This window comes from Kribbella italica, assembly GCF_014205135.1.
GTDB classification, from domain to species: Bacteria; Actinomycetota; Actinomycetes; order Propionibacteriales; family Kribbellaceae; genus Kribbella; species Kribbella italica.
Genome location: NZ_JACHMY010000001.1, coordinates 6,040,003 through 6,066,335, shown reverse-complemented (window position 1 = coordinate 6,066,335; position 26,333 = coordinate 6,040,003). Strand labels below are relative to the sequence as shown.

Sequence of the window (26,333 nt, the reverse complement as noted above, 5' to 3'; positions counted from 1 at the left end):
CCAACGAGAGGGGACCAGGGTGTCCAGAGGAGTACTCGTCACCGGTGCGTCACGCGGCGTCGGAGCGGAGGTGGCCAAGGTGTTCGCGGCCTCCGGCGACCGGGTCGTGCTGCACTGCCGCGGCGCGGTCGACCAGGCGGAGGCGGTCCGTCGCGAACTGCCCGGCGAGGGCCACGGAGTGGTCGCGGCCGATCTCGGCGACCCGGCCGCAATCTCTTCCCTGGTTGAGGAATCGGCCGCCGTCCTCGGTCGGATCGACGTCCTGGTCAACAACGCGGCGCTGTACGTCGAGGAGCCGGTGGCCGGGTCGCGCCGGATCGGTCATCCAATCGCCGAGACGCCGTACGACGAGTGGGTGGCGGCCTGGCGGCGGACTCTCGCGGTCAACCTCGAAGGGGCCGCTCACCTGACCTGGTGCGTCGCGCGGCAGATGATCGACCGGGAGCCCGCTGACGGCGTACGGCGGGGTGCGATCGTGAACGTCGGATCGCGGGGAGCGTCCCGCGGCGAGCCCGACGTCCCGGCGTACGGGGCCTCGAAGGCGGGTCTGCAGGCGTTCGGGCAGTCGATGGCGGTCGCTTTGGCGCCCCATGACATCACCGTGACGTCAATCGCGCCCGGATTCATCGGGACCGACATGGTCGCCCAGCGGCTGAACTCGCCGGAGGGTGACGCGCTGCGGGCCCAGAGCCCGTTCAACCGGATCGCCACGGCCGCGGAGGTCGCCGCCGCCGTGCACTGGCTCGCCTCGCCAGGGTCAGGCTGGTCGTCAGGCGCCGTTCTCGACTTCAACGGCGCCTCGTACCTGCACTGACCCGTTCCCGTGGGCGCAACGAGCCCCTTGACGCCGTACCGGCCGGGCACGATGCTGACCGCTCGCACAGGACTGCTGACAGAGAGGTAGGGCATGTCGAACCCGAAACAGGCAGGTACGAGAGCGTCCACGGTACGGCGCCGGATCGCGGCCGCGACCCTGGCCGCGACGGCATCGGCGGGGCTGATGACGTCGGCGGCAGGGACGGCGCAGGCCGCGGAGTGGACCTACATCGCGGCGTACCGCTATCTCCAGGACTGCAAGGACACCGGCAACCAGTACGTGCACCAGTTGATCGCCAGCACCTACAAGTGCACCGGCACCTACGCAACCGGCTACTCGCTCTTCATCAAGTACCGGATCGCGTAGGCAACAAGCTCAGCTGACGATGTCCTTCTTGGCCGGCGCCTTGATCGAGACCGGGGCGCCGGCCGGGTCGATCGTCATCAGCAAGCTGACGCCCTGCAGGTCGAAGGAGAACCGGCGGGCCATCTTGCCGGCGTCCAGCCACATCGAGTACGGCAGCGTCTTGGGCACACCGGCCGGGATCTTCTTGCCCTGCGCCTTCAGCACCGCGGCCGTGTCGACGGTGATGTCGTACCGGTCCAGCTTGACCCCGCCGATCGTCTCCGACTTCACGAACTTCACCCCGCGCAGTGCGCCCTTGAAGGACTCGAACGTCTTGCTCGGGTCGCCGGTACCGGCCAGCTCACTGAACTGGGCCATCGACGGGTCGGTCGAGTCGAGCTTGGCGTACTTCCCGGCCGGGGTCACCCCGGGGATCGACATGTACAGCGTCTTGCCGATCACCACGACCTTGGCCGTCTGACCCTTGAAAGCGGCGCCGGTCATCGAGATCGACGCCGCCGGCGGCTTGGCCTGCTGGACTCCGGTGATCGTCATCAGCACCTGCCCGTTGGCGGTCATCTTGCCCGTCGTGCGGTAGCTGGTCTGCTTGGCCAGCGCGGAGTTCATCGCCGGCAGGAACGTCGCGCGGTCCAGCCGTACGACGGCAGGTGCCGCGGCGGTCGGCGGGGCGGGCGTACTGGCCGGTGCTTCCGGCGTACTGGTCGTGGTGGTGCTGGACGACGGGCTGCCGGCCGACTTCGGCTCCTCGCTGCCACCGCAGGCGGCGACCCCCAGAACCAGCGGTACAACGGCGAGCGCGGCTGCCGCTCGTGTACGAACCCTCACAGTGCGTTTCCCCTCCCAGGTGGATCGAACGCCGGATCCTATGGGCCCGGAGCCCTGCCTGGGAAGGGAGTTGCAGCTTGTTGCAGGTCTAGCTGTCGCCGCGCTTGACCGAGGCGAGCAGCAGCTGGGCGACGTCGGAGACCTCGACCTCCTCGCGGGCCGAGCCGTCGGCCTGCTTCGCGGTCAGGCCGTCGGACAGCATCACCCGGCAGAACGGGCAGCCGGTGGCGATCTTGTCGGCACCGGTCTCGACCGCCTCGGTGGTGCGGTTCACGTTGATCCGCGAGCCGGTCTTCTCCTCCATCCACATCCGCGCGCCGCCCGCGCCGCAGCAGAACGACTTGGTCTTGTTGCGCGGCATCTCGGCGTACTCGGCGCCGGGGATGATCTCGAGCAGCTCGCGCGGAGCGTCGTACACCTGGTTGTGGCGGCCCAGGTAGCAAGGGTCGTGGTAGGTGATCTTCTGCCCGTTCAGCGTGCTGTCGGCGGGTGCGACCGGGGTCAGCTTCTTCTCCCGGACGAGCCGGTTGAGCAGCTGGGTGTGGTGGATGACGTCGAGCTCGACGCCGAGCTGGGAGTACTCGTTCTTCAGCGTGTTGAAGCAGTGCGCGCAGGTCGAGACGACCTTCTTCGCGCCGGTCTCCTTGAACACCTCGGCGTTCTGCATCGCCAGCTGCTGGAAGACGAACTCGTTGCCCGCGCGCCGCGCCGGGTCGCCGGTGCAGGTCTCGCCGTCGCCGAGTACGGCGAAGCTGACGCCGGCGATGTTCAGCAGCTCGGCGACCGCCTGCGTGGTCTTCTTCGCGCGGTCCTCGAAGGCGCCCGCGCAGCCGACCCAGAACAGGTACTCGACCTCGGCCAGCGTCTCGACGTCGGTGCCGACCTGCTTGACCTCGAACGGCAGGTCCTTGGCCCAGTCCATCCGGCCGGACGGGTTCATGTTCCACGGGTTGCCCTTGTTCTCCAGGCCCTTGAACAGCCCGTTGAGCTCGGACGGGAACGACGACTCGATCAGCACCTGGTAGCGGCGCATGTCCATGATCGCGTCGACGTGCTCGATGTCGACCGGGCACTGCTGCACGCACGCGCCGCACGACGTACAGGCCCACAGCGCCTCCTCGTCGATCACCGCGACGTCGGCCGAACCGACCAGCGGCTTCTCCTGCTCGTCCAGCACGAGCTGGGACAGCGACTTGCGGTCGTCCTCGTCGGCCAGCAGGTACGGCGCCTTGGCGTACGCGTGCTCGCGCAGGCCCATCATGATCAGCTTGGGCGACAGCGGCTTCTCGGTGTTCCAGGCCGGGCACTGCGACTGGCAGCGGCCGCACTCGGTACAGGTGGTGAAGTCGAGCAGGCCCTTCCAGGTGAAGTCCTCGACCTTGCCGACGCCGAGCGCGGCGTCCTCGTCGAGCTCCTCGATGTTCTCGAAGTCGATCGGCGCGCCGTTGACCATGATCGGCTGCAGCGCGCCGAGCGACGTCCCGCCGTCGGCCTTGCGCTTGAACCAGATGTTCGGCCAGGCGGTGAAGCGGTGCCAGGCCACACCCATCGTGGCGTTCAGCGAGATGGTGATCATCCAGGCGAACGAGATCAGGATCTTGACCATCGCGACCAGGTAGACGGTGTTCTCCAGCGCGCGCTCGGACAACCCGCCGAACAGTCCGCTGCCGATGAAGAACGTCGACGGGAAGTGGAACTTGTCGCCGGCACCGAGCTGGAACTCCAGCCCGCGCAGCAGCAGGATGCAGACCAGGACGCCGAGGATCGTGTACTCGACGTAGTACGCCTGCCAGGCGGTCGATCCGAAGAACCGGCTGTAGCGCCCCTTCTCACCCTTCGGCAGGTTCCGCAGCCGAATCGCGATCAGCCCCGCGATCGCGACCAGCCCGGTCCAGGTGAGGAACTCGCTCACCCACTCGAACACGAACCAGTGCCCGATGATCGGCAACGCGAAGTGCGCGTCGAACAACTGCCCGAACGCCGTCACCAGGCTCAGGAACAGCCCGATGAACCCGAACGCCACGAACCAGTGCAGCACCCCGATATGACTCCACTGCAGCATCCGCGTGTGCAGCAACGACTCCTTGGCCAGCGTCAGCGACCGCTGCCCCGGCCGATCAGTCCGCCGAACCGGCTGCCCGAGCCTGACCACCGACACCATGTGCCCGATCGTCTTCCCGAACAACGCAACTCCGACCGCGGCAACCGCAAGCGAAACAACGATGGCGAAGATCTGCATACCAGCGATGTTATTGGTTGGTTACCGACGAGTCATGTCGATGAGCCCCTCATCACGCCAGCGTGTCCCGTCTCACTTCCGCGAACGGTTGATCTTCACGTCCTCGAGACAGCTCGCCGTCGTCCGCAGCCGATGGTGGTCCAGACCAGCCGCCTCCAGCTCCAGCGCCCCCGTCTCAGCAGCTACCCCCAGACCACGGAAAGCCGACAGCGAACGGCCACTACGCGCCGACCTCACTATATTTTGTCTTTGTCTGTCTCTTGGGTCTGTTCTTTGTCTTCTTTGCTCTTGCCCTTGTGTCTCTGTCTTCTGTTCTTGTTCTTGTACGGCCGAAGGGCCCCAGCCGGGTGGCAGATTCTCGGGGTCCTCGCAACACCTGATGGTTTTATGTGGTTGTCAGTAGATCACGCAGGCGCTCGGCTGGGGTTTTCCAGTCGAGCGTTTTGCGTGGTCGGCCGTTGAGTTTCTGGGCGACGTGTTCGAGGTCTTCGGGACTGTGGGCGGACAGGTCGGTGCCCTTGGGGAAGTACTGGCGTAGCAGGCCGTTGGTGTTTTCGTTCGATCCCCTTTGCCAGGGCGAGTGCGGGTCGCAGAAGTAGACCGGAACGCCGGTTGCCACGGTGAACTGCTTGTGGGCGGCCATCTCGCAACCCTGGTCCCAGGTCAGCGAGCCACGTAAATGTGCGGGCAGGGTCTGGATCAAGACCACCAGCACGTCGCGGACCTCTTCGGCGGTGTGCCCGCCGGGCAGGTGCCCGAGCATGACGTAGCGGGTCGAGCGTTCGACCAGGGTCACGATCGCGGACTCGTTGCGGGTGCCGACGATCAGATCGCCTTCCCAGTGGCCAGGAACCGCCCGGTCCTCGACGTCTGCAGGGCGTTCGGAGATCATCACCATCTCGTCGACGAACCGGGGCGTGCGCTGCTCGGGCCTGCGGCGGGGTTTGCGGCGGGTGCGCCCGGTGCGCAGCGCGACCGTGACCTCGCGGCGCAGCCCACCACGGGCCTGGACATAGATCGCCTGGTAGATCGTCTCCGGGCTCACCCGCATGCCCTCGTCGTCGGGGAACTCCATGACCAGAGCCTGACAGATCTGCTCAGGTGACCACTGCTCCCGCAGCTTGCCCGCGACGTAGCCGCGCAGCCGGCCCTCCTGGGCCAGCATCGATTCCTTGGGCCGTGCACGACTGGCTGCCCAGGCCCGCTGCGCCCGGTGCGGCCGGTAGACGCCCTCGACCGAACGGGCGTCGATCTCGCGTTTGACCGTGGACGCCGACCGGCCCAGCGCCCGCCCGATCGCCCGCAGCGAATCGCCCCGGCGACGCAGATCAGCGATCAACTCCCGCTCGGTCACCGTGAGGAACCGAGCATGCAGCTCGGCCTCGACGGCCGCAAGACACGGCCCTGCCGCAACAGCAATGGTGGTCACACCGGTCTTGTAGTCGATCCGGCGACCATCAGTGTGCAGGCGCGCGTCACCGATCTTGCGGACCCCCCGGTCCCAGTCCTGCGCAGTACGCTCATGCACCCCGACCTGCCGTGCCGCATCGCGGCGCCGCACCCCGCCCGCACGCAACCGGTCGTACTCCGACCGCCCCGGATGCCCGGCCGTGCCCGTCTTCCCACGACCACGCACACCAGCCCGCCGAGCCCACCCGTACGCCGTCGCACGACTCACCCCAACCACCCGAGCAGCACCCGAAATACTGCCGCCCTCACGATCCAGCACCTCGAAGAACCTCGCCCTCAACTCCCCAGAAACCACGATCCCCACAACTCCCTGAAAATCCAGGGTGTTGCGGGGATCGTTAGAACCTGCCGTTGGCTGGGGCCCTTCGGTTGGTGCTGGGGGTTACTTGGAGCCGAAGACCTGGAGTTCGGTCATGTCGGTGAACTGGCAGCCGCCGAAGGCGCCGGTGGGGCAGTTGGTGGCGAAGTCGGGGACCTGGGGGCTGAGCATCCAGAAGCGGACGTACTGGACGTTCGTGGTCGCCGCCGACGGGGTGAGCTCGGTGTACTTGCCGCGGTTCGCGGCGGTGAACTCGCCCTCCTGGGCGGTGGCCCAGGTGGTGCCGTCGGCCGAGGTCTCGATCCGGTACCTACCGGTGGCCGAGCTGCCCGGGTCGCCGCAGGTGTTCGACGGGTCGACCGAGAACTTCGACACCGTGACCGCCGACGGCAGCTTGATGTCGATGTGCTTCGGAATCATCACGCCGGACGGCGTGCCCGCGTCGTCGCCGGTGGTGCTGCCCCAGCCGGTGCCCTGGCTGGAGTCGATCGCGTACGACGGCCCGCACTGCGGGCTGAAGTCCGGACCGTTGAAGTCGACGACCGCGCCGCCGCCGGAGGCCGCGGCCCAGTTGCGCCGCGGCGCGAAGTTCGCCGTGGTGCCGCCGGCCTTGACCTTCAGCGCGTTGCCGAGGATCTCGTAGCCCGCACCGGAGACCACGAACTTGCCGTAGGTCCCGGGGAAGACGTTGTCGATCGCGTAGCTGCCGTCGGCCTTGGTGACGGCCGAGTAGTCACCGGCGTACCCGGAGGCGTGACCGCCGATGAAGACCAGCGCGCCGGCCACCGGAGCCTTGGTGTCGGAGTCGGTCACCTTGCCGGTGATCGTCGTGGTGGCACCGGTCGGCGGGATGTGGAAGTCCTCGACCGGGTTCGCGTCGCCGCCGTCCAGGACGCCGGCGTACCAGCCCATGCCGCGGTTGGCGAAGACCTGCCAGATGATCTTGGCGTTCTTGCCGCCGGAGGCGACCAGGTCGGCCTGCACGATCGCGTTGCGCATGTCGAGCATGGTCGGGTCGGCCGCGGACAGCTCCATCGCGCGGGTGATGATGCTCAGCGCGTACGACCGGCCGAAGCGCTCCCGCAGGTCCCACAGGGTTTGGGCCCAGACCTCACCGGAGGAGTGCACCTCCGGCGTACCGCCGATGGTCGGGAAGTCGCCGTAGGTGTAGCCGCCCTGCGAGCCGTCGATGCCGACACAGGCCGTCGCCTTGGCCTTGACCCGGCAGTCGTTCGCCTGGGTCCGGATGGTGCCGCCGCCGGTGACGTACTTGCCCTCGAGCAGCTCGCCCGGCGCGGTGGTGTCCTTCTCCAGGTTGTGCGAGACCAGGTAGTCGAGCGCGTAGAAGTCGCTCCACGCCTCGCCCATCGAGCCGGCCTGGATGCTGTTCAGCGTCGAGTTGCCGGTCGCGTCGACGACCAGGCGGTTCGACAGGCCGTGGGTGTACTCGTGGTACAGGATGTCGGCCGCGTTCGACGAGCTGGTCGGCACCGTGGTGTTGTCGCCGGCGCTGCCGAACAGGTACATCTGCATGGTCGGCGGGGTGCCGTCCGGCGGGGTGTTCATGTTCGCGTTGTTGACGTGGTTGGCGTCCGGGCCACCGTTGGCCGCGGTCGCCGCGCCGTCCAGCGAGTTCAGCAGGACCGGGTCGCCACCGTCGGCGTCGAACGAGCCGGCCGCCTTGGTGAAGCTGATCGGCGGCTTGGCCAGCCAGTCGTGGAAGTTGCTGGCCAGGTAGAAGCCGTTGGTGACGTCCTGGTTCATGTTCGTCTTCCAGGAGTCCGGCTTGGCCGGGTCCCAGGTGCAGACGAACGTCGCCGAGCACAGCGGGTTCGACTGGAACGGCACCAGCTTGTACTCCGAGGCGCCCGGCGTCCCCGGCGCCTTGACCGTCTCACCGGCGTTCGGCTGGTTGTCGTCGTTCACGTCGGCCCAGGCCGCGACCGAGGTGCCTTCGAGCAGCGTCTTCGCGCCCTTGGGCAGCCACTTGTTGTAGATCAGGTTCTCGGTGCGCTGCTTGCCGCCGAGCGGCGCGCCCGGGTAGTTGTCCTGCACGAGCGCGTCGCCGACACCGGTGCCCGCGTTGCTGGACAGGTCGCGCCGGTACAGCAGCGCGCCGGTCTGCGCGTCGACCACGTGGGTGTAGATCAGCGAGCCGCCCGCGTTGGTGTACGTCGACCAGCCCTTGCGCAGGCCGTCCGCGGTGTGGAACCAGACCTCCTTGGCCCAGTCGCCGTTGCTCCAGGTCGTGGTGGCGCCGGCCGACTTCGCGGTCGCGCTCTTCGCGGTGCCGCCGACGTCCTCGGTCGCGGCGCTGCGCGCGGCCGCGGCGGTCAGCTTGGCGGCCGCCGTACGGGCCTTGGCGAGTCCGGCCAGGCCGGCCACCGGCGCACCCTGGACGGAGATCAGCTTGCCGTCCTTGGTGACGTTGGCCTTGACGCCGTTGCCGAACACCTCGAGACCGCCGACCACCTGAACCCAGGAGATGTGGTGGGTGCCGAGGTCGTCGACGTAGTCCTTCCGGAGCTTGAGGGTGCCCAGGTCGGAGTCGGTCAGCTTGAAGACCTCGGGGTGCGCCTTGATGTAGTCCAGCGCGACCTGGGTGGCCTTCTTCGAGCTCGCGGCGGTGAGGAAGCCGTTGAGCTTGGTCACCTGCGACGGGGTCCCGGTGTTCTCGTCGATGCCGACGATGCCCTGGGCGCCGAGGGAGTCGCGGAACTTCTCCGCTGCCGCGGTGTCCTTGCCGACCACCTTCGCGGCCCGGGCGAAGCTCGTCCGGGCGCTCGGCGTGCGGGCGTCGAAGTTGCCCTTGCGCTCCTTGGCGGCGATCGACGGGCTGTGCTCGTCGCCGGCGTTCGGAGTGGCGGCGGTGGCGGCCGACGCGCCGCCGCCGGCGGCTACGGCCAGTAGGGCGGTGGCGGACACGGCAGAGACTGCCAGGAGCCCCCGTCCTTTGCCTGAAACATTCACAGCAACGCTCCATGAAGTTGTGTGCGCGGGTCGCCCTCCACGACCCGTCCGGGCCGACCCTAAGCCTGCTCGGAGTCCGGCGGAAGAGAATTCGCCACAAATATGTCTAGTCGAGGGTTGTCCTTCGTGCACGGTGCAGAACTGCCAGTGACGCCACGATGGTCGCACCGAGCAACGACCCGAACGCGAACAGTGTCGAACGGCCTGGGTGCACGAGGGATTCGCCGCGCTCGGCCTGCCAGGTGACCAGCCAGATCAGACCCCCGTACGCCGAAGCGCCGATCGCGACCAGCGCGGTGCGCGGACCTTCGGGCCGCAGTACGGCGTACCGGCGCGCGAGGAGAATGAGGCCCAGGGCAAGCAACGGGATCAGCTGCAACGCGTGCACGCCGAGGAAGTGGCCGATCCGCAGGTCGCCGCCCTCGGTGCTCCAGCCGGTGATCGGCATGCCGGGCCCGCCGTCCTCGACACCGACTGAGTGGGAGCCGAAGAAGTCCTCGCGGCCGGTCGCGTCCATCGCGGCCTGCTGGGCCGGTGTCGCGCGGAACATCAGGTTGCCGAGCAGCATCCCGCCGAGCGTCGTACCGAGGGCGAACCGGATGGCCCAGCGCAACGCGCGATCGCCGGGCTTGTCGAACAGCAGCTGGATCGCGACCACCAGGACGGCGATCCAGATCACGTACACCGTCCCGGCCATGATGTCGTGGATCAACTTGTCCGCGGGCGTCGACATGTTGAAGTGCAGTTGCCGGCCGCGGAGGACGACCTGGCCGACGATCAGCACCATCTCGGCCGCGACGCCGGCGGCGACGACGGTGCCCATCCACCAGCCGAGTCGCCGGGCCTTGGTCTGCAGCGACAGCATCCAGGCCAGCGTCGCGCAGTACAGGGCGAAGCTGATCATGAACTTCAGCGGTTTCATCCAGATCGGGTGGCCGAGCAGGTCGCGGTCGTCGAACAGCGCGCCGCCGATGCCGGCGAGGGTCAGTACGGCGAGCGCGATCGAGACGGCGACGAGCGGCCGGTGCAGCCGGTGCGGGCTGCTGGGCAGGGTGGGGAGCGTCGGCTGGACGGGCCTCGTGGTGGTCATGGACCGATCGTCGAGGCGTCTGCGGAGTGGGAACAGAGGGTCAGGCACCCTTCGCGGGGTGGTTCTGGGCCTACCCTGAGTCCACCCTGATCCAGTGTTGGCCGCCGGACTCCTGGAGGACCCTGGTGCTGCGCTACCCCCTGATCCACCCGCCGCTTCTCGGAGCGCTGGCCCGGGCCGGCCACGGCTCCGTCGTACTGCTTGCTGATGGCAACTACCCGTACGCGACCGCGGTCGCGCCGGGCGTCGAGACGATCTGGCTGAACCTGCGGCCCGGGCAGATCCCGGTGGACGACGTGCTGGAGACGCTGCTCGGCGTCGTACCGGTGGAGGCGGCGCGGGTGATGGCGACCGAGTCCGGTGAGGAGCCGGACGTGTACCGGCGCTTCCGCGAACTGCTGCCCGGTACGCCGTTGCAGCCCTTGCAGCGCGCGGACTTCTACGCGATCGCGCGCGGCCCGGAGTTGGCCGTCGCCGTCGCGACCGGTGAGCAGCGGTTGTACGCGAACATCCTGCTGACGTTGGGCGTTGTCGCCGGCAGCTGACCCCGGTCCTGCCCTTGACAGGGGTTCAGGGGCGCAGCCTATTGTTGTGAGAAATCGATTTCCCGCCCAGGGCGCGGGACGCGCTGGTGACGAGTCGTCGCGCCTGACGAACAGGAGCGCGCGATGAGCCCTGCGATCGATCGGACCAGCTTCAGCCTGCCCTTGAGCCGCCGCGGATTCCTCCGCGCGGCCGGCGGTACGGCGCTCGCGGCCGCCGCCGGCGGTGCGCTGACGGCCTGCGGTGGTGACGACGACCAGGGGTCGGCCACCAAGGAGCTGTCGTTGGTCTACATGGGAACGGCCGAGGAACAGGCCGCGTGGAACAAGCTGTTCGCGAAGTTCACCGAGAAGCATCCGGAGATCAAGCTCAAGGCCGAGGGCGTCCCGGGACCGGGGTGGGGCGAGTTCTTCAACAAGCTGTCCACCCGGTTGGCCGGCGGGCAGGTCCCGGACGTGATCCAGGTGGCCACGGAAGGCCAACGCCTGTTCGCTTCCAAGGGCCTGCTGGCGCCGCTGGACGACTACATCGCCAAGGACCAGGCCGTGATCGACGAGTACTACGCCGACCTGGACCCGAACCTGATCGAGTGGAACAAGAAGTACAGCTCGACCGACGGCAAGACCTACTACCTGCCGGGCGAGTTCAACACGATGTGCATGTGGTACTCCAAGGACCTGTTCGCGAAGGCCGGCGTCCCCGAGCCGACGGCCCGGTGGACCTGGGACGACTTCCGCACCGCGTGCGAGCAGATCAAGGCGAAGACCGGCGCCTTCGGGTACGCCGCCGGCCCGGAGTACTTCGCCGCCATCATGCCGTGGCTGCTGACCAACGGGACCAGCAGCTTCTCCGACGACTGGTCGACGCCGACGCTGAACGACGCCAAGGCGATCGAGGCGGCCGAGTTCAACCGGGCCCTGGTCGCGGACAAGTTGTCGCCACCACCGGGCGGTCAGTTCGACGCGCCGACCGCGCTCGCGCAGGGCAAGCTGGCGATGTTCGGCGGCGGCCGCTGGCCGATCATCAGCATCCGCAACCTCAAGGCGCAGACCAGGACCGGGATCGTGCCGTGGCCGACCAAGGTCGAGCAGGGGTCGCCGGTCGGCTGGAACGGCTACCCGATCATGAAGGCGTCCAAGAAGAAGGACGACGCCTGGACGTTCGTCAAGTTCCTGATCTCGGCCGAGGGCTCGTCGTTCTTCGCGCAGCTCGGCGGCACGATCGTCCCGGCCCGCAAGTCGATCGCGAACAGCAAGTCGTTCCTGGACAACGCGCCCAAGGGCACCGAGTCGCTCTACCAGGCACTCAGCTACGCGACGCCGATTCCCTCGCCGGACAAGGGCACCGCCGTACAGAAAGCGATCGAGGACGGCTGGAAGCAGGTGCTCACCGGGAACGCCTCACCGGCCGACGCGCTGGGCAAGGCGCAGACGGCTCTCGAAGGACTGGTTTGACCGCACAGCGGCGGGACTGGCTGCCGGGGTACCTGTTCATCAGTCCTGCCCTGCTGCTGTTCCTGGTCTTCGTCGCCGCTCCGCTGGTCGGCGCCTTCGGGCTGAGCCTGTTCCACTGGGACCTGCTCAGTACGCCGGAGTTCGCCGGCCTCGACAACTTCCGTCAGCTGGTCACCGACGAGGCGACGGTCCGCGCGGTGATCAACACGTTCGTGTTCGCGCTCTCGTCGGTGGTCACCCACATCGGGCTCGGGATGCTGCTCGCGCTCGGTGTGCACCGGACGATGACGCGCGGCACCAAGTACTTCGTCCGGACGGCGTACTTCTTCCCGTTCCTGGTCTCCTGGGCCGCGGTCGCGCTGATCTGGAAGTACGTGCTCGACCCGACCTTCGGGCTCGCCACGCATTACCTGCAGGAGCTGGGCCTGCCGGTGACGAACTGGCTGGCCTCGCCGACCTGGGCGCTGCCGACGCTGATCGTCGTCGACTGGTGGCACACCATCGGCTACACGTTCATCATCCTGCTGGCCGGGCTGCAGACCGTACCGGCCCAGCTGCACGAGGCGGCCCGGGTCGACGGCGCGAACGCGTGGTGGCGGTTCTGGAGCGTGACGCTGCCGGTGATGTCGCCGACGATCTTCTTCGCGACCGTGATCACGTTCATCGGTGCGTTCCAGATCTTCGACCCGATGCTGATCATGACCAACGGCGGTCCGGACGGCGCGACCCGGTCGATCGTGATGTACACGTACGAGAAGGGCTTCCAGTCGTTCGAGGTCGGGTACGCCGCGGCGCTGTCGCTGGTGCTGTTCGGAGTGATCATGGTCGCGACCGGCCTGCAGTTCCGGCTCAGCCGACGGTGGGTGCACCAGTGAAGGGCCGGCTGCTCGACCTCGTCCTGGTCCTCGGCGGGCTGCTGATGATCGCGCCGCTGGTCTGGCTGGTCGTCACCGCGCTGTCCCAGCCGATCGACGCGTTCCAGCTGCCCCCGCGCTGGATCCCGCGGCCGCCGACGCTGGAGAACTTCCAGCAGGTGCCCGACCTGATCCCCTTCGCGCGGATGGCGTGGAACAGCCTGCAGATCGCGGTGATCACCACGGCCGGGTCGTTGCTGACCAGCGCGCTGGCGGCGTACGCGTTCTCCCGGCTGCGGTTTCCGGGGCGGGACCAGATCTTCCTGGTGCTGCTGGCCGCGCTCGTCGTACCGGTGCAGCTGACCGTCGTACCGGTGTTCATCCTGATGCGGTGGCTGCACCTGGTCGACACCTCGGTGGCGATCTGGCTGCCGGCGCTGGTGAACGTGTTCGGCATCTTCTTCCTGCGGCAGTACATCGCGTCGATCCCGCGCGAGCTGGACGAGGCCGCGATCATGGACGGCGCCGGGCACTTCTGGATCCTGTTCCGGGTGATCCTGCCGCTGGCCCGGCCGGGGCTGACCGCGCTCGCGATCTTCGTCTTCGAGGCGTCGTGGAACAACTTCTTCTGGCCGTACATCTTCCTGTCGTCGCCGGAGAAGATGACGCTGCCGGTCGGCCTGGTGTCGCTGCAGGGCGCGATGGGCGGTGGGCCGGCGGTGGTGCTGTTCGCCGCGATCACGCTGGTGGTGCTGCCGATCCTCGTGCTGTTCCTGATCTTCCAGCGCTCGTTCATCGCGTCGATCGCCTCGACAGGGTTGCGCGGATGAAGGACCGGATGCCTGGTGCTCTGCGGGCGTTGTGGCACGAGCTGCCGCTGCTGGCCGTGTCCGGAGTGTTGGTCTGTACGGCGTTCGTCGGGGTTGTCGCGTTGATGCCTGGCCTCGGGCCTGGCGGGGTGCTGCTGATGGCGGTGCTGGTGGCACCGGTGTGGGCTGGGGTGGTGGCTACGACGGACTCGGTGGTGCTGGGTGGGCGAGGCGGGGTGCTGCAGTTGCTCCGCTGCATTGGGCGCCATTGGCTTGCCGGACTGAGTGTTGGAGTGGTCCCTGGAGTCGTGGTGGCGCTCGCACTGGTCAACTGGTCGCTCTACAGCGGGCCGGTGATGCTCCTGCCGCTAGGACTCAGCTGCTGCGCCGCCGTACTGCTGGTGCTCGCGTCCTTCAGCGCCTTCAGCCTGCGGGTGACCGGAGGCCTTCGTGGCAAGGCACTCTGGCTCGCTGCACTCGGTGTGGTCGCCCGCAGCCCGTGGATGCCGCTGGGCGTGCTCTCGGTCGTCGTGGTCGCGCTGCTGCTCGGCACCTCGGTGACTGCCTCGTTGCTGTTGCTCGCACCCGGCCCGGTGGCGCTGTTCGCCTCGGCCGGTACCTGGACTGTCTATCGGATGGAGAACCTGCATGCGCTACACCGGTGACAACCTGCGGCACTTCGCTCTGCCCCTGGGCGGTCTGGGGACAGGCACCCTGGCACTGGCCGGCAACGGCGCTCTGCGGCAGTGGCAGCTGCACAACCTCGGCAACCACGAGGGCCACGTACCGGACAGCTTCTTCGCGCTGCGGGTGTCGCGGGGCGAGCCGCCGTACGACGACATCCGTTTGCTGCAAGGGCCTCCACTGGAGTCGTCGGAGACGCCGCTGGTGTCGGACGACGTCGTACCGCCTGGTGAGCACACCCTGCACGAGGTGCTGAAGCCGGTGGGTTCCGTGACTGTCGAGGCGGTCTATCCGCAGGCCCGGGTGTCGTACGAGACCGACCTGCCGGTCGACGTGAGCATGGAGGTCTTCAACCCGCTGGTGCCGCTGGACGCCGACGCCAGCTCGCAGCCGGTCGTCGGGTTCACCTTCACGCTGCACAACCCGGGCGCTGTGGCTGTGCACGGCTCGCTGGGAGGCGCGCTGCAGAACTCGGTCGGCTGGGACGGGGTCACGCCGATCGACGGGGTGTCCTGCGGTCTGTACGGCGGCAACACCAACCGGGTCAGGCGCGGGTCCTGGACGTCGCTGGTGATGGAGAACGTCTCGCTGCCGGCCGAGCACCCTGGAGCCGGCCAGTTGGTGATCTCCACCGACGCCGTGGGGGCAACGGCGTCGCCGCAGTGGACGCGGCCGGCTGCGTTTGTCACCGACCTTGCTGGACGGCCGACCTCGCGTGCCGGTGTGGTGAGTGGGCCCAGTGCGCCGGGGACGACCTGGAACGGCGGGCTGATCGCGCCGTACACGGTGGAGCCGGGGGAGACCGTGCGGGTGCGGTTCCTGATCGCGTGGCACTTCCCGAACCGCTATGTCGACTTTCACCAGTTCGGGCCGCGGCGGGACTACGGGCACACGAAGTTCTGGCTCGGCAACGCCTACGCGAAGGTCGACGCGGTGGCTGCGGCGGACGCGTTCATCGCGCGCTGGGACGAGCTGGCTCAGGCGACAACTGCCTGGACTCGCGCGCTGGTCGACAGCAGCCTGCCGGGGGAGGCTGGGCATCGCCTTGCTGCGCTGGGCGCCGACATCCGGAGTCCCACCGTCTTCCGGACCGCCGAGGGGACCGTGCACGGCTTCGAGGGGGTGCTCGGCCGGTCGACGGAGATGTGGGCCGGCCGGTACGGCGGCTCGTGCCCGCTCAACTGCACGCACGTCTGGAACTACGAGCAGACCCTGTCGCGACTGTTCCCGGAGCTCGAGCGGAACATGCGCGACACCGAGTACGACGTGATGCAGGCGCCGTCGGGGTACATCCCGCATCGGGTCCTTGCGCCGACGTACCTGAAGCAGCTGTGGGACGTGGTGATCGGCGGACCGGAGGAGCCCGCGCTCGACGGCATGCTCGGCACCGTGCTCAAGACCTACCGGGAGGTCCGGCAGGGCGCAGGGCTCGACTGGCTCGCTGAGCGCTGGCCGAACGTCGTACTGCTGCTGCAGCACATCAGGGACAAGTGGGACCCGGCCGGCACCGGTGTGCTGCGGGGGATCCAGCCCAGCACCCACGACATCGACCTGTCCGGGGTCAACTCGTTCATGGGGACGCTCTGGCTGGCTGCACTGCGTGCGGCCGAGGAGATGGCGCAGCTGCTCGGTGAGGACGCCAAGGCGTACAGGGCGTTGTTCGAGGCCGGCAGCACGGCGTACGACGAGCTGCTGTTCACGGGGGAGTACTACCGGCAGGTGCTGTCGGCTGAGGACAAGCAGGAGTTCCAGTGGGGTGAGGGGTGCCTGGCTGACCAGCTGATCGGGCAGTGGTGGGCCCACCAGCTCGACCTGGGCTACGTGCTGCCGGAGGACCACGTGAAGACGGCGCTACGGTCCGTCGTACGGCATAACCTGCGGACCGGCTTCGCCGACTTCGAACACTCGTACCGGGTCTTCGCCGATGGGGACGACACCGGCCTGCTCATGTGCACCTGGCCCCACGGCGGCCGACCAGCTGTGCCCACCCGCTACTGCGACGAGGTGTGGACCGGCTCGGAGTACCAGGTAGCCGCCCACTGCCTCTACGAAGGCCTGACCGACGAGGCCTTCGCCATCCTCGACGGCCTGTGGGCCCGGTACGACGGCACCCGCCGCAACCCCTTCAACCCCATCGAGTGCGGCGACCACTACATCCGCAACGCCGCCGGCTGGTCAGTCCTGGAGGCCCTGGCTGGCTACCACTACAGCGCCCTGACCCGGACACTGACCTTCGCGCCACTAGCTGTCGCCCGCAACGGCGACGACTGGCAGGTGCCCTTCGTAGCCGGCACCGGCTGGGGTGTAGCCCGCTGTACTGCTGACAAGCTGGTCCTGACCTGCCACTCCGGCCACCTGGACCTCCACGCCGTGCACGTCGACGGCAGGTCGCTGGGCGTCGACGCGCGGGTCGTCGTACCGGGGAGTCCGCTGGAGGTCCCACTGACGGCATAGAAGAGCGCCGGCCGCCCGGCAACGCCACCGGACGGTCGGCACTCGTATCAGAGGAGACCGAGCTCCATGGACTCCTGGTCGCTGAACAGGCGGGACCTGATCAGGAAGCGGACTCCTTCGGGGGCCTCGACCGAGAAGCCGCTGCCGCGGCCCTTGACCACGTCGACGGTCAGGTGGGTGTGCTTCCAGTACTCGAACTGGTTCGCCGACATCCAGAAGCTGACCGGCTTGTCGAGGCCGTCGACCGTGAGGTCGCCCAGATGCACGTCCGCTGCCCCCGTCTTGAACTCACCGTCCGGGTAACACATCGGCGAGCTGCCGTCGCAGCACCCGCCGGACTGGTGGAACATCAGTGGCCCGTGCAGCTCGGTGAGGCGGCGGAGCAGCTCCGCCGCCTCCTCCGTGTACGAAACCCTCTCGACCATCACGCGGCCTAGAAGAAGCCGAGCTTGTCGGGCGAGTAGCTGACCAGCAGGTTCTTGGTCTGCTGGTAGTGGTCGAGCATCATCTTGTGGTTCTCGCGGCCGATGCCCGAGTTCTTGTAGCCGCCGAACGCCGCGTGCGCCGGGTAGGCGTGGTAGCAGTTGGTCCAGACCCGGCCGGCCTGGATCTCCCGCCCGGCCCGGTACGCCGTGTTGATGTCGCGCGACCAGACCCCGGCGCCCAGCCCGTACAGGGTGTCGTTGGCGATCTTGAGCGCGTCGGCGTAGTCGTCGAACCGCGTCACCGAGACGACCGGTCCGAAGATCTCCTCCTGGAAGATCCGCATCTTGTTGTCGCCCTCGAAGATCGTCGGCGTGATGTAGTAGCCGCCGCTCAGGTCCCCACCGAGGTCGGCCTTCTCGCCGCCGGTGATCACCTTCGCGCCCTCGGCCTTGCCGATGTCGATGTAGGACAGGATCTTCTCGTACTGGTCGTTGCTGGCCTGCGCGCCCATCATCGTGTCGGTGTCCAGCGGGTTGCCCTGCTTGACCGCCTCGGTGCGCGCCTTCGCGTCGGCCAGGAAGGAGTCGTAGATGCCGCCCTGGATCAGCGCCCGGGACGGGCAGGTGCAGACCTCGCCCTGGTTCAGCGCGAACATCGTGAAACCCTCGAGCGCCTTGTCGTAGAAGGCGTCCTTGCTGTTCGCGACGTCGTCGAAGAAGATGTTCGGGCTCTTGCCGCCGAGCTCGAGCGTGACCGGGATGATGTTCTCCGACGCGTACTGCATGATGAGCCGGCCGGTCGTGGTCTCACCAGTGAACGCGACCTTGGCCACTCTGTTGCTGGAGGCAAGCGGTTTGCCGGCCTCGACGCCGAACCCGTTGACGATGTTCAGCACACCGGGCGGGAGCAGATCGGCGATCAGTTCCATCAGCACGTGGATGGACGCCGGCGTCTGCTCGGCCGGCTTCAGGACGACGGCGTTGCCGGCCGCGAGCGCCGGGGCCAGCTTCCAGGTCGCCATCAGGATCGGGAAGTTCCACGGGATGATCTGCGCGACCACGCCGAGCGGCTCGTGGAAGTGGTACGCGATGGTGTCGTCGTCGACCTGCGAGATCGAGCCCTCCTGGGCCCGCAGCGCGCCGGCGAAGTACCGGAAGTGGTCCACGGCCAGCGGCAGGTCGGCGGCCAGCGTCTCGCGGACGGCCTTGCCGTTGTCCCAGCTCTCGGCGACCGCGAGCAGCTCGAGGTTGGCCTCGATCCGGTCGGCGATCTTGTTCAGGATGTTCGCCCGCTCCGCAGCCGACGTACGGCCCCAGCCGGGCGCGGCGCCGTGGGCGGCGTCCAGCGCGGCCTCGACGTCGTCGGAGGTGCCGCGGGCGATCTCGGTGAAGTTCTCGCCGGTGACCGGGGTCGGGTTCTCGAAGTACTGGCCCTTGGCCGGTGGGACCCATTCGCCACCGATGAAGTGGTCGTAGCGGGACTTGTAGGTGACCGGGCTGCCTTCTTGCCCGGGAGCGGCGTAGATCGTCATTAATCCTCCTGCTCCGGTGCGGTGCTTGAGCACGCTAGAGCGGGGGACGTTGCATCAACGTTGCACGCCGCCCCCTTGAACGGCGTCCGGATCCGGGCGAGGGTTGAGTGTGGACGCACCGGACCAGGCGCGGCGGCTGAGCGAGCTCTACGACGAGGTGCTCAGCGGCGGTCGCGTACCCGAAGCGCCCCGGGCGCTGGTCGCCGAGTCCTGGCAGCGGTCGCTGGCCGCGCTGGTCGACCCGGAACTGGACGCGCCGCCGGTCGTGGTCTCGGGCGAGGAGCTCGAGGAGATCCGCGCCGGGCACCCGCTGCACGCCGTCCTGCCGGTCCTGCGCCAGACGCTGACCACGATCGCGGACGAGGCGTCGCACATCATGATCGTCACCGACGCGCGCGGGCTGATCCTGTGGCGCGAGGGCGCGGCCGCCGTACGGCGTCAGGCCGACCGGATCGCGCTCTCCGAGGGGGCGATCTGGTCCGAGGACGCGATCGGGACGAACGGGATGGGGACCGCGCTGGCGGCGGACCAGCCGGTGCAGATCCACTCGGCGGAGCATTTGGTACGGCGGATTCACGCGTGGACGTGTGCGGCGGCGCCGGTGCACGACCCGGACACGGGGAAGCTGATCGGGGCTGTTGATGTCTCCGGGCCGCTGCGGACCGTGCATCCGGCCATGATGGCGCTCGTGACCGCGGCCGCCGGGCTGGCCGAGGGGCAGTTGCGGGTGCGGATGGCGGCGGCCGACGAGGTGCTGCGGGCTCGGAACATGCGGCATCTGATTGCTCTGGGCGATGCGCCGGGCGCGTTGCTGACGCCGACCGGGCGAGTGCTCGCCGTCCAGCCGCTGGCGTGGCTGCCGGATCGGCTCGCCGTACCGGCCGGTGCCGATCGGATCGACCTCGGCGACGGGCGCGAGGGCGTGATCGAGCAGCTCGACGAGGGGTACCTGCTGCGCATCCCGGGCGCGGTCCGGCGGCGTACGTCGCTGCGGCTGCGGTTGCTGGGGTCTGCACAGCCTTTGGCGGTGGTCGGCGGGCGGGAGATCCCGCTGACCCTCCGGCGCGCCGAGGTGCTCGCGCTACTTCTTCTGCACCCGTCGGGGCTCACCGCTGAGCAGCTGATGCTTCAGCTGTACGGCGACGAGGGCAACCCGACCACCGTCCGCGCCGAGATGCACCGGCTGCGCACCTTGCTGGGCGCCGGCGTACTCGACACCAAGCCGTACCGGATCCTGGCAAACGTCACCGGCGACGTCACCGACGTCCAGGGCCTGATCCGGCGCGGAGCCCTCGCCCAGGCCCTCGACCTGTACGCCGGCCCACTGCTCGCCCGCTCCGACGCCCCGGCCCTCCGCGCCGAACGCGACGAGTTGGACGCGACCCTCCGCCGCGCCGTCATCGACGCAGCAGACCCCGACCTCCTCTGGCGCTACGCCGACACGTCGCTCGGCGCCGAAGACCTGGAGGTGTTCGAGGTGCTCGCCCGGCGCCTCCTCCCCGACGACCGCCGCCGCCCCGCGGTGGCGGCGCGCCTGGAACGCCTCGCCGAGTAGGCCTGGCCCCCAGCCAGTCCCGGGACGCCTGTCCGCTGGCCGCCGACCTTTACCCGGCACCCGCCCGGCGTCAGAGCAAGCAAATGGGCCCCTGTTCCAAATGTTGAGATCCGGGCTTAAGTCCACCGATTTAGTCTAGTTTCGTGGTGTGGATGCAGAGGCTAGAAGGTCGTCGTCACGCCGGTGCGGGCGGGGCGGCGACCGAGCCACGCTCGATCAGGGTCGGCACGACCGTGGTCCGGCGGACCCTGCGGTTGGTGTCGACGGCGGAGGTGACCCGGGCGACCACATCCTGGACCAGCTCGTCGAGCGGCCAGCGGAACGTGGACAGCGGCGGCGTGAGCAGCTGGGACATCGGCTGGTCGTCGTACCCGAGCAGGGACAGCTCGTCCGGTACGGCGATGCCGAGCTCGGCCGCCGCGGCGTACACCCCGAAGGCCATCGAGTCGGCCAGCGCGAGGATGCCGGTCGGGCGTGGCGTCCGGCAGAGGAGCTCGCAGGCGACCGCGGTCGCGGTGGTGAGGTCGTGCGGACAGGGCACGATCGTCACGCGAAGCTTCAGGTCGCGGGCAATCCGCTGGGCGATCTCCTCCGCCGGGCGGTCCACCTCGACGCGGCGCGACGGCGTCAGGACGGCGACGTCGCGGTGACCGGCCGCGGCGAGCCGGCGGAGCGCCGTACTGATGCCGAGCTCGTTGTCGAACAGGACTTCCGACTTGGCCTTGGCGGCCGGCAGCGCGTCGCCGATCGCGATCACCGGCGCCTGCTGGGCGATCGGCGCCCAGCCCTTGGCGGCCGGGTCGATCGGGATCACGACGATCGCGTCGGCGCGGTGGTCGACCAGGTGCTGGGCCAGCTCGAGCTGGCGATCGGCGTCGCCGGCCGAGTCGATGATCCAGGCGTTGCGGTCCGGGGCGAGCAGTTCGCGGCCGAGCGCGGCGGCGAGACGCTGCTGCCAGAGGTCCTCGAGCGAGGCGCACAGCACGCCGACCGACCCACTCCGGCCGGACGCGAGCGCGCGAGCGACCGGATCGGCCTGGTAGCCGAGCCGTTCGGCCGACTCCTGCACCCGCTGCCGGGTCTCGGGCGTGCCGTGCAGACCTCGCAGCGCGTAGGAGACGGCGGCCATCGAGAGACCGGTGTCAGCCGCGATGTCCTTGAGGGTCGGCCGTCGGCCAGTACCGGACATGTCGACGAGCCTATGCGCTGCCGTGGACAGAAACTTGACAAGAACCGCTTTGAAGCGCTTCACTCTTCTCAGCTTGAAGCGCTTCAAAGTCTTCATCGGGAGGTGAGTTCGTGATCGACGTCCATCAGCACCTGTGGCCGGATGCCTTCGTCGACCGGTTGCGGGCTCGCCGCGAGGCGCCGTACCTGGACGGCTGGACGCTGCACACCCTGGGCGAGCCGCCGTACGACGTCGACCCCTCGGACCACGAGGTCGACAAGCGGGTCGCGCTCGAGCTGGACGCCGGTACGTCGCTGGCCGCGGTCTCCCTGTCGAGCCCGCTGGGCGTCGAGCAACTGGGCGATTCGGCGCTGCTGGATGCCTGGCATGCCGGCGCGGCCGCGCTGCCCGCGCCGTTCCGGGCCTGGGCGTCGGTGTCTTTGCCGGAGCCCGATCTGTCCGGCCTCGCCACGTTGCTGGAGAACTTCGTTGGTGTGCAACTGCCGGCACACGTGCTCGGTACGCCGGACGGTTGGGCCGCCCTGGCGCCCGTACTGGCGATCGCCGAGCAGGCCGACAAGCCCGTCCTCGTCCACCCGGGCATCGCGGGGCAGCCCGGGGCAGCTCAGCTCCCTGGTTGGTGGGCTCCGGTCGTCGACTACGTGAACCAGCTGCAAGCCGCCTGGTGGGCCTGGCACGCGTACGCCGGTCGCCAGTCCTTCCCCGCGCTGCGTCTCTGCTTCGTCGCCGCGGCCGGACTCGCGCCGGTTCACCACGAACGGCTGACCGCCCGCGGCGGACGGTTCGGCACGATCGACACCAACCTGTTCGTCGACACCTCGAGCTACGGCCCGCAAGGCATCGACGCGGTCGCGCGAGTCCTCGGCATCGACCAGGTCGTCCACGGCACCGACCGCCCGTACGCCGGAATCACGGAACTCCGCCAAGGCGAGGCCGCGACCACGGTGATCCGCCACGACAACCCGCACCGGTTGCTGTTCGGCACCTCACCACCCCGCGACGCCCCCGGCCGCATCGGCTTCGGGCGCGGCGCACCGTCGTACTGAATCTTCCGGCGTCCTGTACGCCGGGCACCCACTCGCTGCGGACCAGCGGCGAGCCAACCGATCCGCCGGCACCACGCCGGCATCCTCCGAGAGGGGAGTGCAGTGACTGCTCAGCCCGTTTCCGACGCACCCGTCGTTCCCGCGCGCCAGGCCAGCCGGCTCGTGGAGCTGAACGGCTGTCTGTCCCTGGACAACCTCCCGGGACGTGATCTCGACCCCGACGAACTGGCCGAGCTCGCCGGCAGCCTCGCCGCCCAGCCACACCTCTGGGAAGACAAGGTCGCGTACTCCGACGAGGAGCGGGTCTTCGCCTCCCTCCACCGCGACGCCAACGTCGACGTCTGGCTCATCTGCTGGACCCCCGTCAACGACACCGGCTGGCACGACCACGACGTCTCCTCCGGCGCCGTAGCCGTAGCCCAAGGCCGCCTCGTAGAACACAACCTCGCCCTCGGCACGGCTTCCCTCGAAACCGAAATCAAAGCCGGCGACGTCTTCGGCTTCGGCCCCGACCACATCCACCGAGTCGTCGGCCTCGACAAGGGCTCAGTCACCATCCACGCCTACAGCCCACCCCTGTGGCGCATGGGCCAGTACTCAGCCAAGGACGGCGTCCTGAAGCGCACCTCGGTCTCGTACGCCGACGAACTCCGCCCGATCGACTGAACAAGCAGGACAACAGAAGACCCATAGAACAAAGACAAAACTGAAGAACAGAACCAAAGAACAAGAGCAAATACAGTTAGGCCGGCGCGTGGTTGCGGTGGCTTCTACCTTTACGCCCGCTGCGGCGAAGGACCACCGCACCCCGTGGCAGGTGCGCCGACCAACCGGTAGACGCCTTGCGTGAAGCGCACCAGGAGCCCTGACTGTGCGAGTCGGCCGATGGCCTTTCGGCTGCTCCCGACAGCCTCGGCCCGGGCTGTGGTGACGTGGCCCACTGATCCGCGGCGAGGTCTGCGAGATCGGCAGTCGCACGAGGTTCGGAAGGAAGCAGTGGAGTCGGCTGCCTGCGGGCGTTAGGCACGTTGGCCTACTGCGAGGAACTGGGAGCTGGCGGGGACGAGGTCTGGGTAGCGGTCGGCTAGGTGGGAGGACAGGAGGGCGGTTTGCAGGGGGTCGGGGGTGGTCAGGGTGCTTGGGGTTTGGAGGTCCTGGAAGTGGGCGTCGAGGGCTACGGTCAGCCAGCCGCCGGGGCCGGTGAGGGCGTGGATGGTGATGGAGTGGAGGCCTTGGCCGGAGAGCTCTTGGCGGAGTTGGGGGACTGAGTGGTAGGTGGTTTCGGGCATTCGGTCGTTGGTGGGGGTGTGGCCGGTGTCGAGGATGTCGCGGACGACTTGTTCGCGTTGCTGGAGTTCGTTGGCGAGGGTTGCGCCGATGAGGTTGGCGGTTCGGTTGAGGGCTACGACCGCTACGAAACCGCCGGGGCGGGTGACTCGGGTGGCCTCGCGGATCGCGGTGAGGCGGTCTTCGAGGCGGGGTAGGTGGTAGAGCGGGCCGGCCAGGAGAACGCCGTCGAAGTACTCGTCTTCCCAAGGGAGTTGACGGGCGTCGCCGACGATCGCGTCGATGCCTGCGGCGCGGGCTTCTTCGACGTGCTGGGGCATGAGGTCGAGCAGCTCGACCTCGTAGCCGCGGGCTTGTAGCCAGCGGGCGTGTACGCCGGTGCCGCCGCCGATGTCGCCGAGGACTGCCGGTGGGTCCGGTAGGTACCTGCCCAGCAGGTCCTGCATCCGTGCGAGTTCGAACTGGCCTTTCACGGTGGAGGTCAGCCGCAGACTCTCGTCTCGGTCCAGGTAGTGCGCCTCGAGCGCGGTATCGATCAACATCCTTCGACCTTGCCGCTGGCGGCGACTCTTCAGGAGGGCTGATCGCGGGGCATTCGAGGGCAGATTGACTTGCAGTGCAGGTGGTCCCGCTGTCTCGCCTCAGGTTTCCTGGGGTGGGAGATGGCCTTGGTTTGCTGGAGGGCTGCTGAGGATGCGCCAGGTGGACAGGGCGTCTTCTCGGTGCGGGCCGAGGGTTGTCCAAGCTGGGTGGTTCGGGTCGGCGAGATGCTTGTCCAGGTAGAGGATTCGGCCGTAGTCACTGCCTTTGAAGTGGGTTCTGAGGTTGATCGGGTCGGCGACCAGCGAGGTGAGGAACGCGGCGTCGGAGACGTGGCGTTCGGGGCGGAGTTTCTCGGTTCTGAAGGCGGCGGCTTTGAGGATGAGGGCGCCGAGCAGCGAGGGGATGGCGATCTTGGTGGTTCTCGCGTTCTTGGCCACTTGGACTGTCTGAGATCGTTGGAGTGCTTGGGTGCCGCCGTCGATACGGAGGGTCGTCCGGGGTCGTTTGGTGATCGGTGGCCAGGACTGGTGATCCGGGGCGAGGATGTCGATCACGGAACCGTCGGTCCGGCGTACGAAGCGATGGAGCAGGTCAGGGTCGTTGGCTTCCAGGGGTGCGAAGCCGAGGTTCTTGACCGTGCGAACGCATGCTTTGAGTTTGGGTTTCGACGGCGGGAGCAGGACTGCGGCGAGCAGGTCGATGTCATTGGTGGCTCGTGTCATGACCCTGCCTGCGATCAGCCCGTGCAGCATCACCATCTGTCCGCCGACGAGCATCCACTGGTCGGCGGACAGTGCTTCACCGAGGTCGACGATCGTCTCCCACAGGTTGTCCAGTGCGGGCGGTAGCGGCGGGAGGATGCAGGGGGTCGTGTGATCGGGCTCAGACACGACGGAAGTCGGCCAGGAGGCGCGCTGCCAGCTCGGAGCCCGCGTGGGTCGTCCGGGCGTCGGCGGACTCGATGAGGTCCACGGCGACGACGGCGGCCGGCATCGCCGTACGGGCTGCGAGGACTGCTTGCGCGAGGGCCGGATCTTCGATTGTTCGGACGGTCGCATTCGGACTGCTGGTTGTCGTGGTGATCGCGAAGCGGGCGAAGAGCTGTTCGCGCGTACGACGGTCGCAGTACAGTTCCGCGAGGTCCATGGCGAGGATGTCGGCCCCAGCAGATTCCGCGGCACTCAATCCTGCCTCGACGACGCCTTGTTCCTTTGTCACCGTCTCGAGGTAGGCGGGGAGGATTCGGCAGTGTTCGACGCGGGCTCGTTGGCGGACGGCCAGGGCGAGCGCCTGCGGGTCCGTTTCGCGGAGGCGTTTACGCAGGCGTGATTTCTCGGAATCGCCCAACCAGTCCGGCGTCAGCCCGGACAGCAACCACAGGCCGCCCCACGAGATTCGCTCGGACCAGGGGCGTCCTCGAGTCGGTGTGGCGACCTGCCTGCGCGTGACGTCGTCGCGGTCGACGTGCCAGACGCCGCCGAATCGATGGCCGCGCAGGGTGCCCTCCGCGACCAGCCTGCGGACGCGCCGCTGGCCGATCCCCAGCCTGTGCGCCGCCTCTTGCGAAGTGATCTCCACCTCGACCGCCCTAGTGGCCTGGCCCATTCGACAGTTGTCCTTGCCGAGGTTAGCAGAATTAGCCCGTAGTCGGGCCGTTTGTGTTGAGCTTTGTCGCGTCGCTTGGTCCGCGGTGTGGGGCAACATCCTTCGAGGTTGTCGCCCCGTGCAGTGTCTGGGTAGGGCTGATCGTGGGGAGTTCTGGGGCAGATTGCGGCGCTGACATGGTGCCCCTGTGGTGCTCTTCGTGGGTGAAGCCGAACGAGGAGTGCCGCGACCCCCGGCGGCGTGTGACCGCCGTTTGG

23 protein-coding genes are annotated in these 26,333 nt (G+C 68.4%); 11 read left to right on the top strand and 12 right to left on the bottom strand.

Going from position 1 to position 26,333, the window contains the following annotated elements:
• Positions 1 to 19: 19 nt before the first annotated feature.
• Both HDA39_RS28215 and HDA39_RS28210 read left to right on the top strand, forming a co-directional pair.
• Positions 20 to 814, top strand: a complete 795-nt coding sequence (locus tag HDA39_RS28215; RefSeq protein ID WP_337925925.1) for an SDR family NAD(P)-dependent oxidoreductase — start codon at positions 20 to 22, stop codon at positions 812 to 814.
• A 93-nt stretch (positions 815 to 907) separates the two neighbouring features.
• Positions 908 to 1,183, top strand: a complete 276-nt coding sequence (locus tag HDA39_RS28210) for a hypothetical protein (RefSeq protein WP_184800209.1) — start codon at positions 908 to 910, stop codon at positions 1,181 to 1,183.
• A 9-nt stretch (positions 1,184 to 1,192) separates the two neighbouring features.
• Here the strand turns inward: HDA39_RS28210 and HDA39_RS28205 are convergent, their stop codons facing one another.
• From HDA39_RS28205 to HDA39_RS28185, 5 genes are all read right to left on the bottom strand, one after another.
• Positions 1,193 to 2,008, bottom strand: coding sequence for a LolA-like protein (locus HDA39_RS28205; RefSeq protein ID WP_184800207.1), 816 nt, complete (start codon positions 2,006 to 2,008; stop codon positions 1,193 to 1,195).
• 88 nt (positions 2,009 to 2,096) lie between these two features.
• Positions 2,097 to 4,247, bottom strand: coding sequence for a (Fe-S)-binding protein (locus HDA39_RS28200; protein WP_184800205.1), 2,151 nt, complete (start codon positions 4,245 to 4,247; stop codon positions 2,097 to 2,099).
• Between the two features lie 385 nt (positions 4,248 to 4,632).
• Positions 4,633 to 5,808, bottom strand: a complete 1,176-nt coding sequence (locus tag HDA39_RS28195; RefSeq protein ID WP_184805761.1) for an IS30 family transposase — start codon at positions 5,806 to 5,808, stop codon at positions 4,633 to 4,635.
• Between the two features lie 291 nt (positions 5,809 to 6,099).
• On the bottom strand, positions 6,100 to 8,961 hold the full coding sequence (locus tag HDA39_RS28190; protein WP_337925924.1) for a M36 family metallopeptidase: 2,862 nt from the start codon (positions 8,959 to 8,961) through the stop codon (positions 6,100 to 6,102).
• A 151-nt stretch (positions 8,962 to 9,112) separates the two neighbouring features.
• Positions 9,113 to 10,096 (bottom strand): hypothetical protein, encoded by a 984-nt coding sequence (locus HDA39_RS28185; RefSeq protein WP_184800201.1) that lies wholly within the window; start codon positions 10,094 to 10,096, stop codon positions 9,113 to 9,115.
• A 125-nt stretch (positions 10,097 to 10,221) separates the two neighbouring features.
• Between HDA39_RS28185 and HDA39_RS28180 the strand changes: the two genes are divergently transcribed.
• The 6 genes from HDA39_RS28180 to HDA39_RS28155 all read left to right on the top strand — a co-directional run bounded on the left by HDA39_RS28180 (position 10,222) and on the right by HDA39_RS28155 (position 16,894).
• The gene (locus tag HDA39_RS28180; RefSeq protein WP_184800199.1) at positions 10,222 to 10,641 is read left to right on the top strand and encodes an RbsD/FucU domain-containing protein; all 420 of its coding nucleotides are present in this window, start codon (positions 10,222 to 10,224) and stop codon (positions 10,639 to 10,641) included.
• Positions 10,642 to 10,764: 123 nt separating this feature from the next.
• Positions 10,765 to 12,093 (top strand): ABC transporter substrate-binding protein, encoded by a 1,329-nt coding sequence (locus HDA39_RS28175; RefSeq protein ID WP_184800197.1) that lies wholly within the window; start codon positions 10,765 to 10,767, stop codon positions 12,091 to 12,093.
• A complete protein-coding gene (locus tag HDA39_RS28170; RefSeq protein ID WP_184800195.1) occupies positions 12,090 to 12,968 on the top strand; it encodes a carbohydrate ABC transporter permease in 879 nt (292 codons plus the stop codon). Before HDA39_RS28175 ends, HDA39_RS28170 begins: the two co-directional genes overlap by 4 nt.
• Positions 12,953 to 13,777, top strand: a complete 825-nt coding sequence (locus tag HDA39_RS28165) for a carbohydrate ABC transporter permease (RefSeq protein WP_337925923.1) — start codon at positions 12,953 to 12,955, stop codon at positions 13,775 to 13,777. Before HDA39_RS28170 ends, HDA39_RS28165 begins: the two co-directional genes overlap by 16 nt.
• Positions 13,774 to 14,421: a hypothetical protein gene (locus tag HDA39_RS28160; RefSeq protein WP_184800193.1), complete on the top strand. Its 648-nt coding sequence runs from the start codon at positions 13,774 to 13,776 to the stop codon at positions 14,419 to 14,421. The genes HDA39_RS28165 and HDA39_RS28160 overlap by 4 nt, the downstream gene beginning before the upstream one ends.
• Complete coding sequence (locus HDA39_RS28155; RefSeq protein WP_184800191.1) at positions 14,405 to 16,894, top strand: GH116 family glycosyl hydrolase; 2,490 nt, start codon at positions 14,405 to 14,407, stop codon at positions 16,892 to 16,894. Before HDA39_RS28160 ends, HDA39_RS28155 begins: the two co-directional genes overlap by 17 nt.
• Positions 16,895 to 16,941: 47 nt before the next feature.
• Here the strand turns inward: HDA39_RS28155 and HDA39_RS28150 are convergent, their stop codons facing one another.
• Positions 16,942 to 17,319, bottom strand: coding sequence for a DUF779 domain-containing protein (locus tag HDA39_RS28150; RefSeq protein WP_184800190.1), 378 nt, complete (start codon positions 17,317 to 17,319; stop codon positions 16,942 to 16,944).
• A gap of 8 nt (positions 17,320 to 17,327) precedes the next feature.
• On the bottom strand, positions 17,328 to 18,851 hold the full coding sequence (gene adh / locus HDA39_RS28145; RefSeq protein ID WP_184800188.1) for an aldehyde dehydrogenase: 1,524 nt from the start codon (positions 18,849 to 18,851) through the stop codon (positions 17,328 to 17,330).
• Positions 18,852 to 18,960: 109 nt separating this feature from the next.
• Between adh and HDA39_RS28140 the strand changes: the two genes are divergently transcribed.
• Positions 18,961 to 20,406 carry a GAF domain-containing protein gene (locus HDA39_RS28140; protein ID WP_184800186.1) on the top strand — a complete coding sequence of 482 codons (1,446 nt, stop codon included), beginning with the start codon at positions 18,961 to 18,963 and terminating at the stop codon, positions 20,404 to 20,406.
• 175 nt (positions 20,407 to 20,581) lie between these two features.
• On the opposite strand, the gene HDA39_RS28135 is transcribed toward HDA39_RS28140, so the two are convergent.
• Complete coding sequence (locus HDA39_RS28135) at positions 20,582 to 21,595, bottom strand: LacI family DNA-binding transcriptional regulator (RefSeq protein ID WP_184800178.1); 1,014 nt, start codon at positions 21,593 to 21,595, stop codon at positions 20,582 to 20,584.
• Between the two features lie 110 nt (positions 21,596 to 21,705).
• Between HDA39_RS28135 and HDA39_RS28130 the strand changes: the two genes are divergently transcribed.
• Positions 21,706 to 22,641, top strand: a complete 936-nt coding sequence (locus tag HDA39_RS28130) for an amidohydrolase family protein (RefSeq protein ID WP_184800176.1) — start codon at positions 21,706 to 21,708, stop codon at positions 22,639 to 22,641.
• A 102-nt stretch (positions 22,642 to 22,743) separates the two neighbouring features.
• Positions 22,744 to 23,307: a cupin domain-containing protein gene (locus HDA39_RS28125; RefSeq protein ID WP_184800174.1), complete on the top strand. Its 564-nt coding sequence runs from the start codon at positions 22,744 to 22,746 to the stop codon at positions 23,305 to 23,307.
• A gap of 110 nt (positions 23,308 to 23,417) precedes the next feature.
• Here the strand turns inward: HDA39_RS28125 and HDA39_RS44145 are convergent, their stop codons facing one another.
• The 4 genes from HDA39_RS44145 to HDA39_RS28105 all read right to left on the bottom strand — a co-directional run bounded on the left by HDA39_RS44145 (position 23,418) and on the right by HDA39_RS28105 (position 26,175).
• Positions 23,418 to 23,582 carry a type IV toxin-antitoxin system AbiEi family antitoxin domain-containing protein gene (locus HDA39_RS44145; protein WP_202893141.1) on the bottom strand — a complete coding sequence of 55 codons (165 nt, stop codon included), beginning with the start codon at positions 23,580 to 23,582 and terminating at the stop codon, positions 23,418 to 23,420.
• A 78-nt stretch (positions 23,583 to 23,660) separates the two neighbouring features.
• Entirely contained in the window at positions 23,661 to 24,470 is an 810-nt protein-coding gene (locus HDA39_RS28115; RefSeq protein ID WP_184800172.1) for a class I SAM-dependent methyltransferase, read from the bottom strand.
• A 99-nt stretch (positions 24,471 to 24,569) separates the two neighbouring features.
• Entirely contained in the window at positions 24,570 to 25,361 is a 792-nt protein-coding gene (locus HDA39_RS28110; RefSeq protein WP_184800170.1) for a hypothetical protein, read from the bottom strand.
• Positions 25,354 to 26,175, bottom strand: a complete 822-nt coding sequence (locus HDA39_RS28105; protein ID WP_184800168.1) for a helix-turn-helix domain-containing protein — start codon at positions 26,173 to 26,175, stop codon at positions 25,354 to 25,356. Before HDA39_RS28105 ends, HDA39_RS28110 begins: the two co-directional genes overlap by 8 nt.
• Positions 26,176 to 26,333 lie beyond the last annotated feature (158 nt).

Coding starts and splice junctions, on each gene's coding strand:
- HDA39_RS28210 (WP_184800209.1), top strand. CDS start 908: ATGTCGAACCCGAAACAGGCAGGTACGAGAGCGTCCACGGTACGGCGC.
- HDA39_RS28200 (WP_184800205.1), bottom strand. CDS start 4,247: ATGCAGATCTTCGCCATCGTTGTTTCGCTTGCGGTTGCCGCGGTCGGA.
- HDA39_RS28185 (WP_184800201.1), bottom strand. CDS start 10,096: ATGACCACCACGAGGCCCGTCCAGCCGACGCTCCCCACCCTGCCCAGC.
- HDA39_RS28175 (WP_184800197.1), top strand. CDS start 10,765: ATGAGCCCTGCGATCGATCGGACCAGCTTCAGCCTGCCCTTGAGCCGC.
- HDA39_RS28160 (WP_184800193.1), top strand. CDS start 13,774: ATGAAGGACCGGATGCCTGGTGCTCTGCGGGCGTTGTGGCACGAGCTG.
- HDA39_RS28155 (WP_184800191.1), top strand. CDS start 14,405: ATGCGCTACACCGGTGACAACCTGCGGCACTTCGCTCTGCCCCTGGGC.
- HDA39_RS28150 (WP_184800190.1), bottom strand. CDS start 17,319: ATGGTCGAGAGGGTTTCGTACACGGAGGAGGCGGCGGAGCTGCTCCGC.
- adh (WP_184800188.1), bottom strand. CDS start 18,851: ATGACGATCTACGCCGCTCCCGGGCAAGAAGGCAGCCCGGTCACCTAC.
- HDA39_RS28135 (WP_184800178.1), bottom strand. CDS start 21,595: ATGTCCGGTACTGGCCGACGGCCGACCCTCAAGGACATCGCGGCTGAC.
- HDA39_RS28115 (WP_184800172.1), bottom strand. CDS start 24,470: ATGTTGATCGATACCGCGCTCGAGGCGCACTACCTGGACCGAGACGAG.
- HDA39_RS28105 (WP_184800168.1), bottom strand. CDS start 26,175: ATGTTGCCCCACACCGCGGACCAAGCGACGCGACAAAGCTCAACACAA.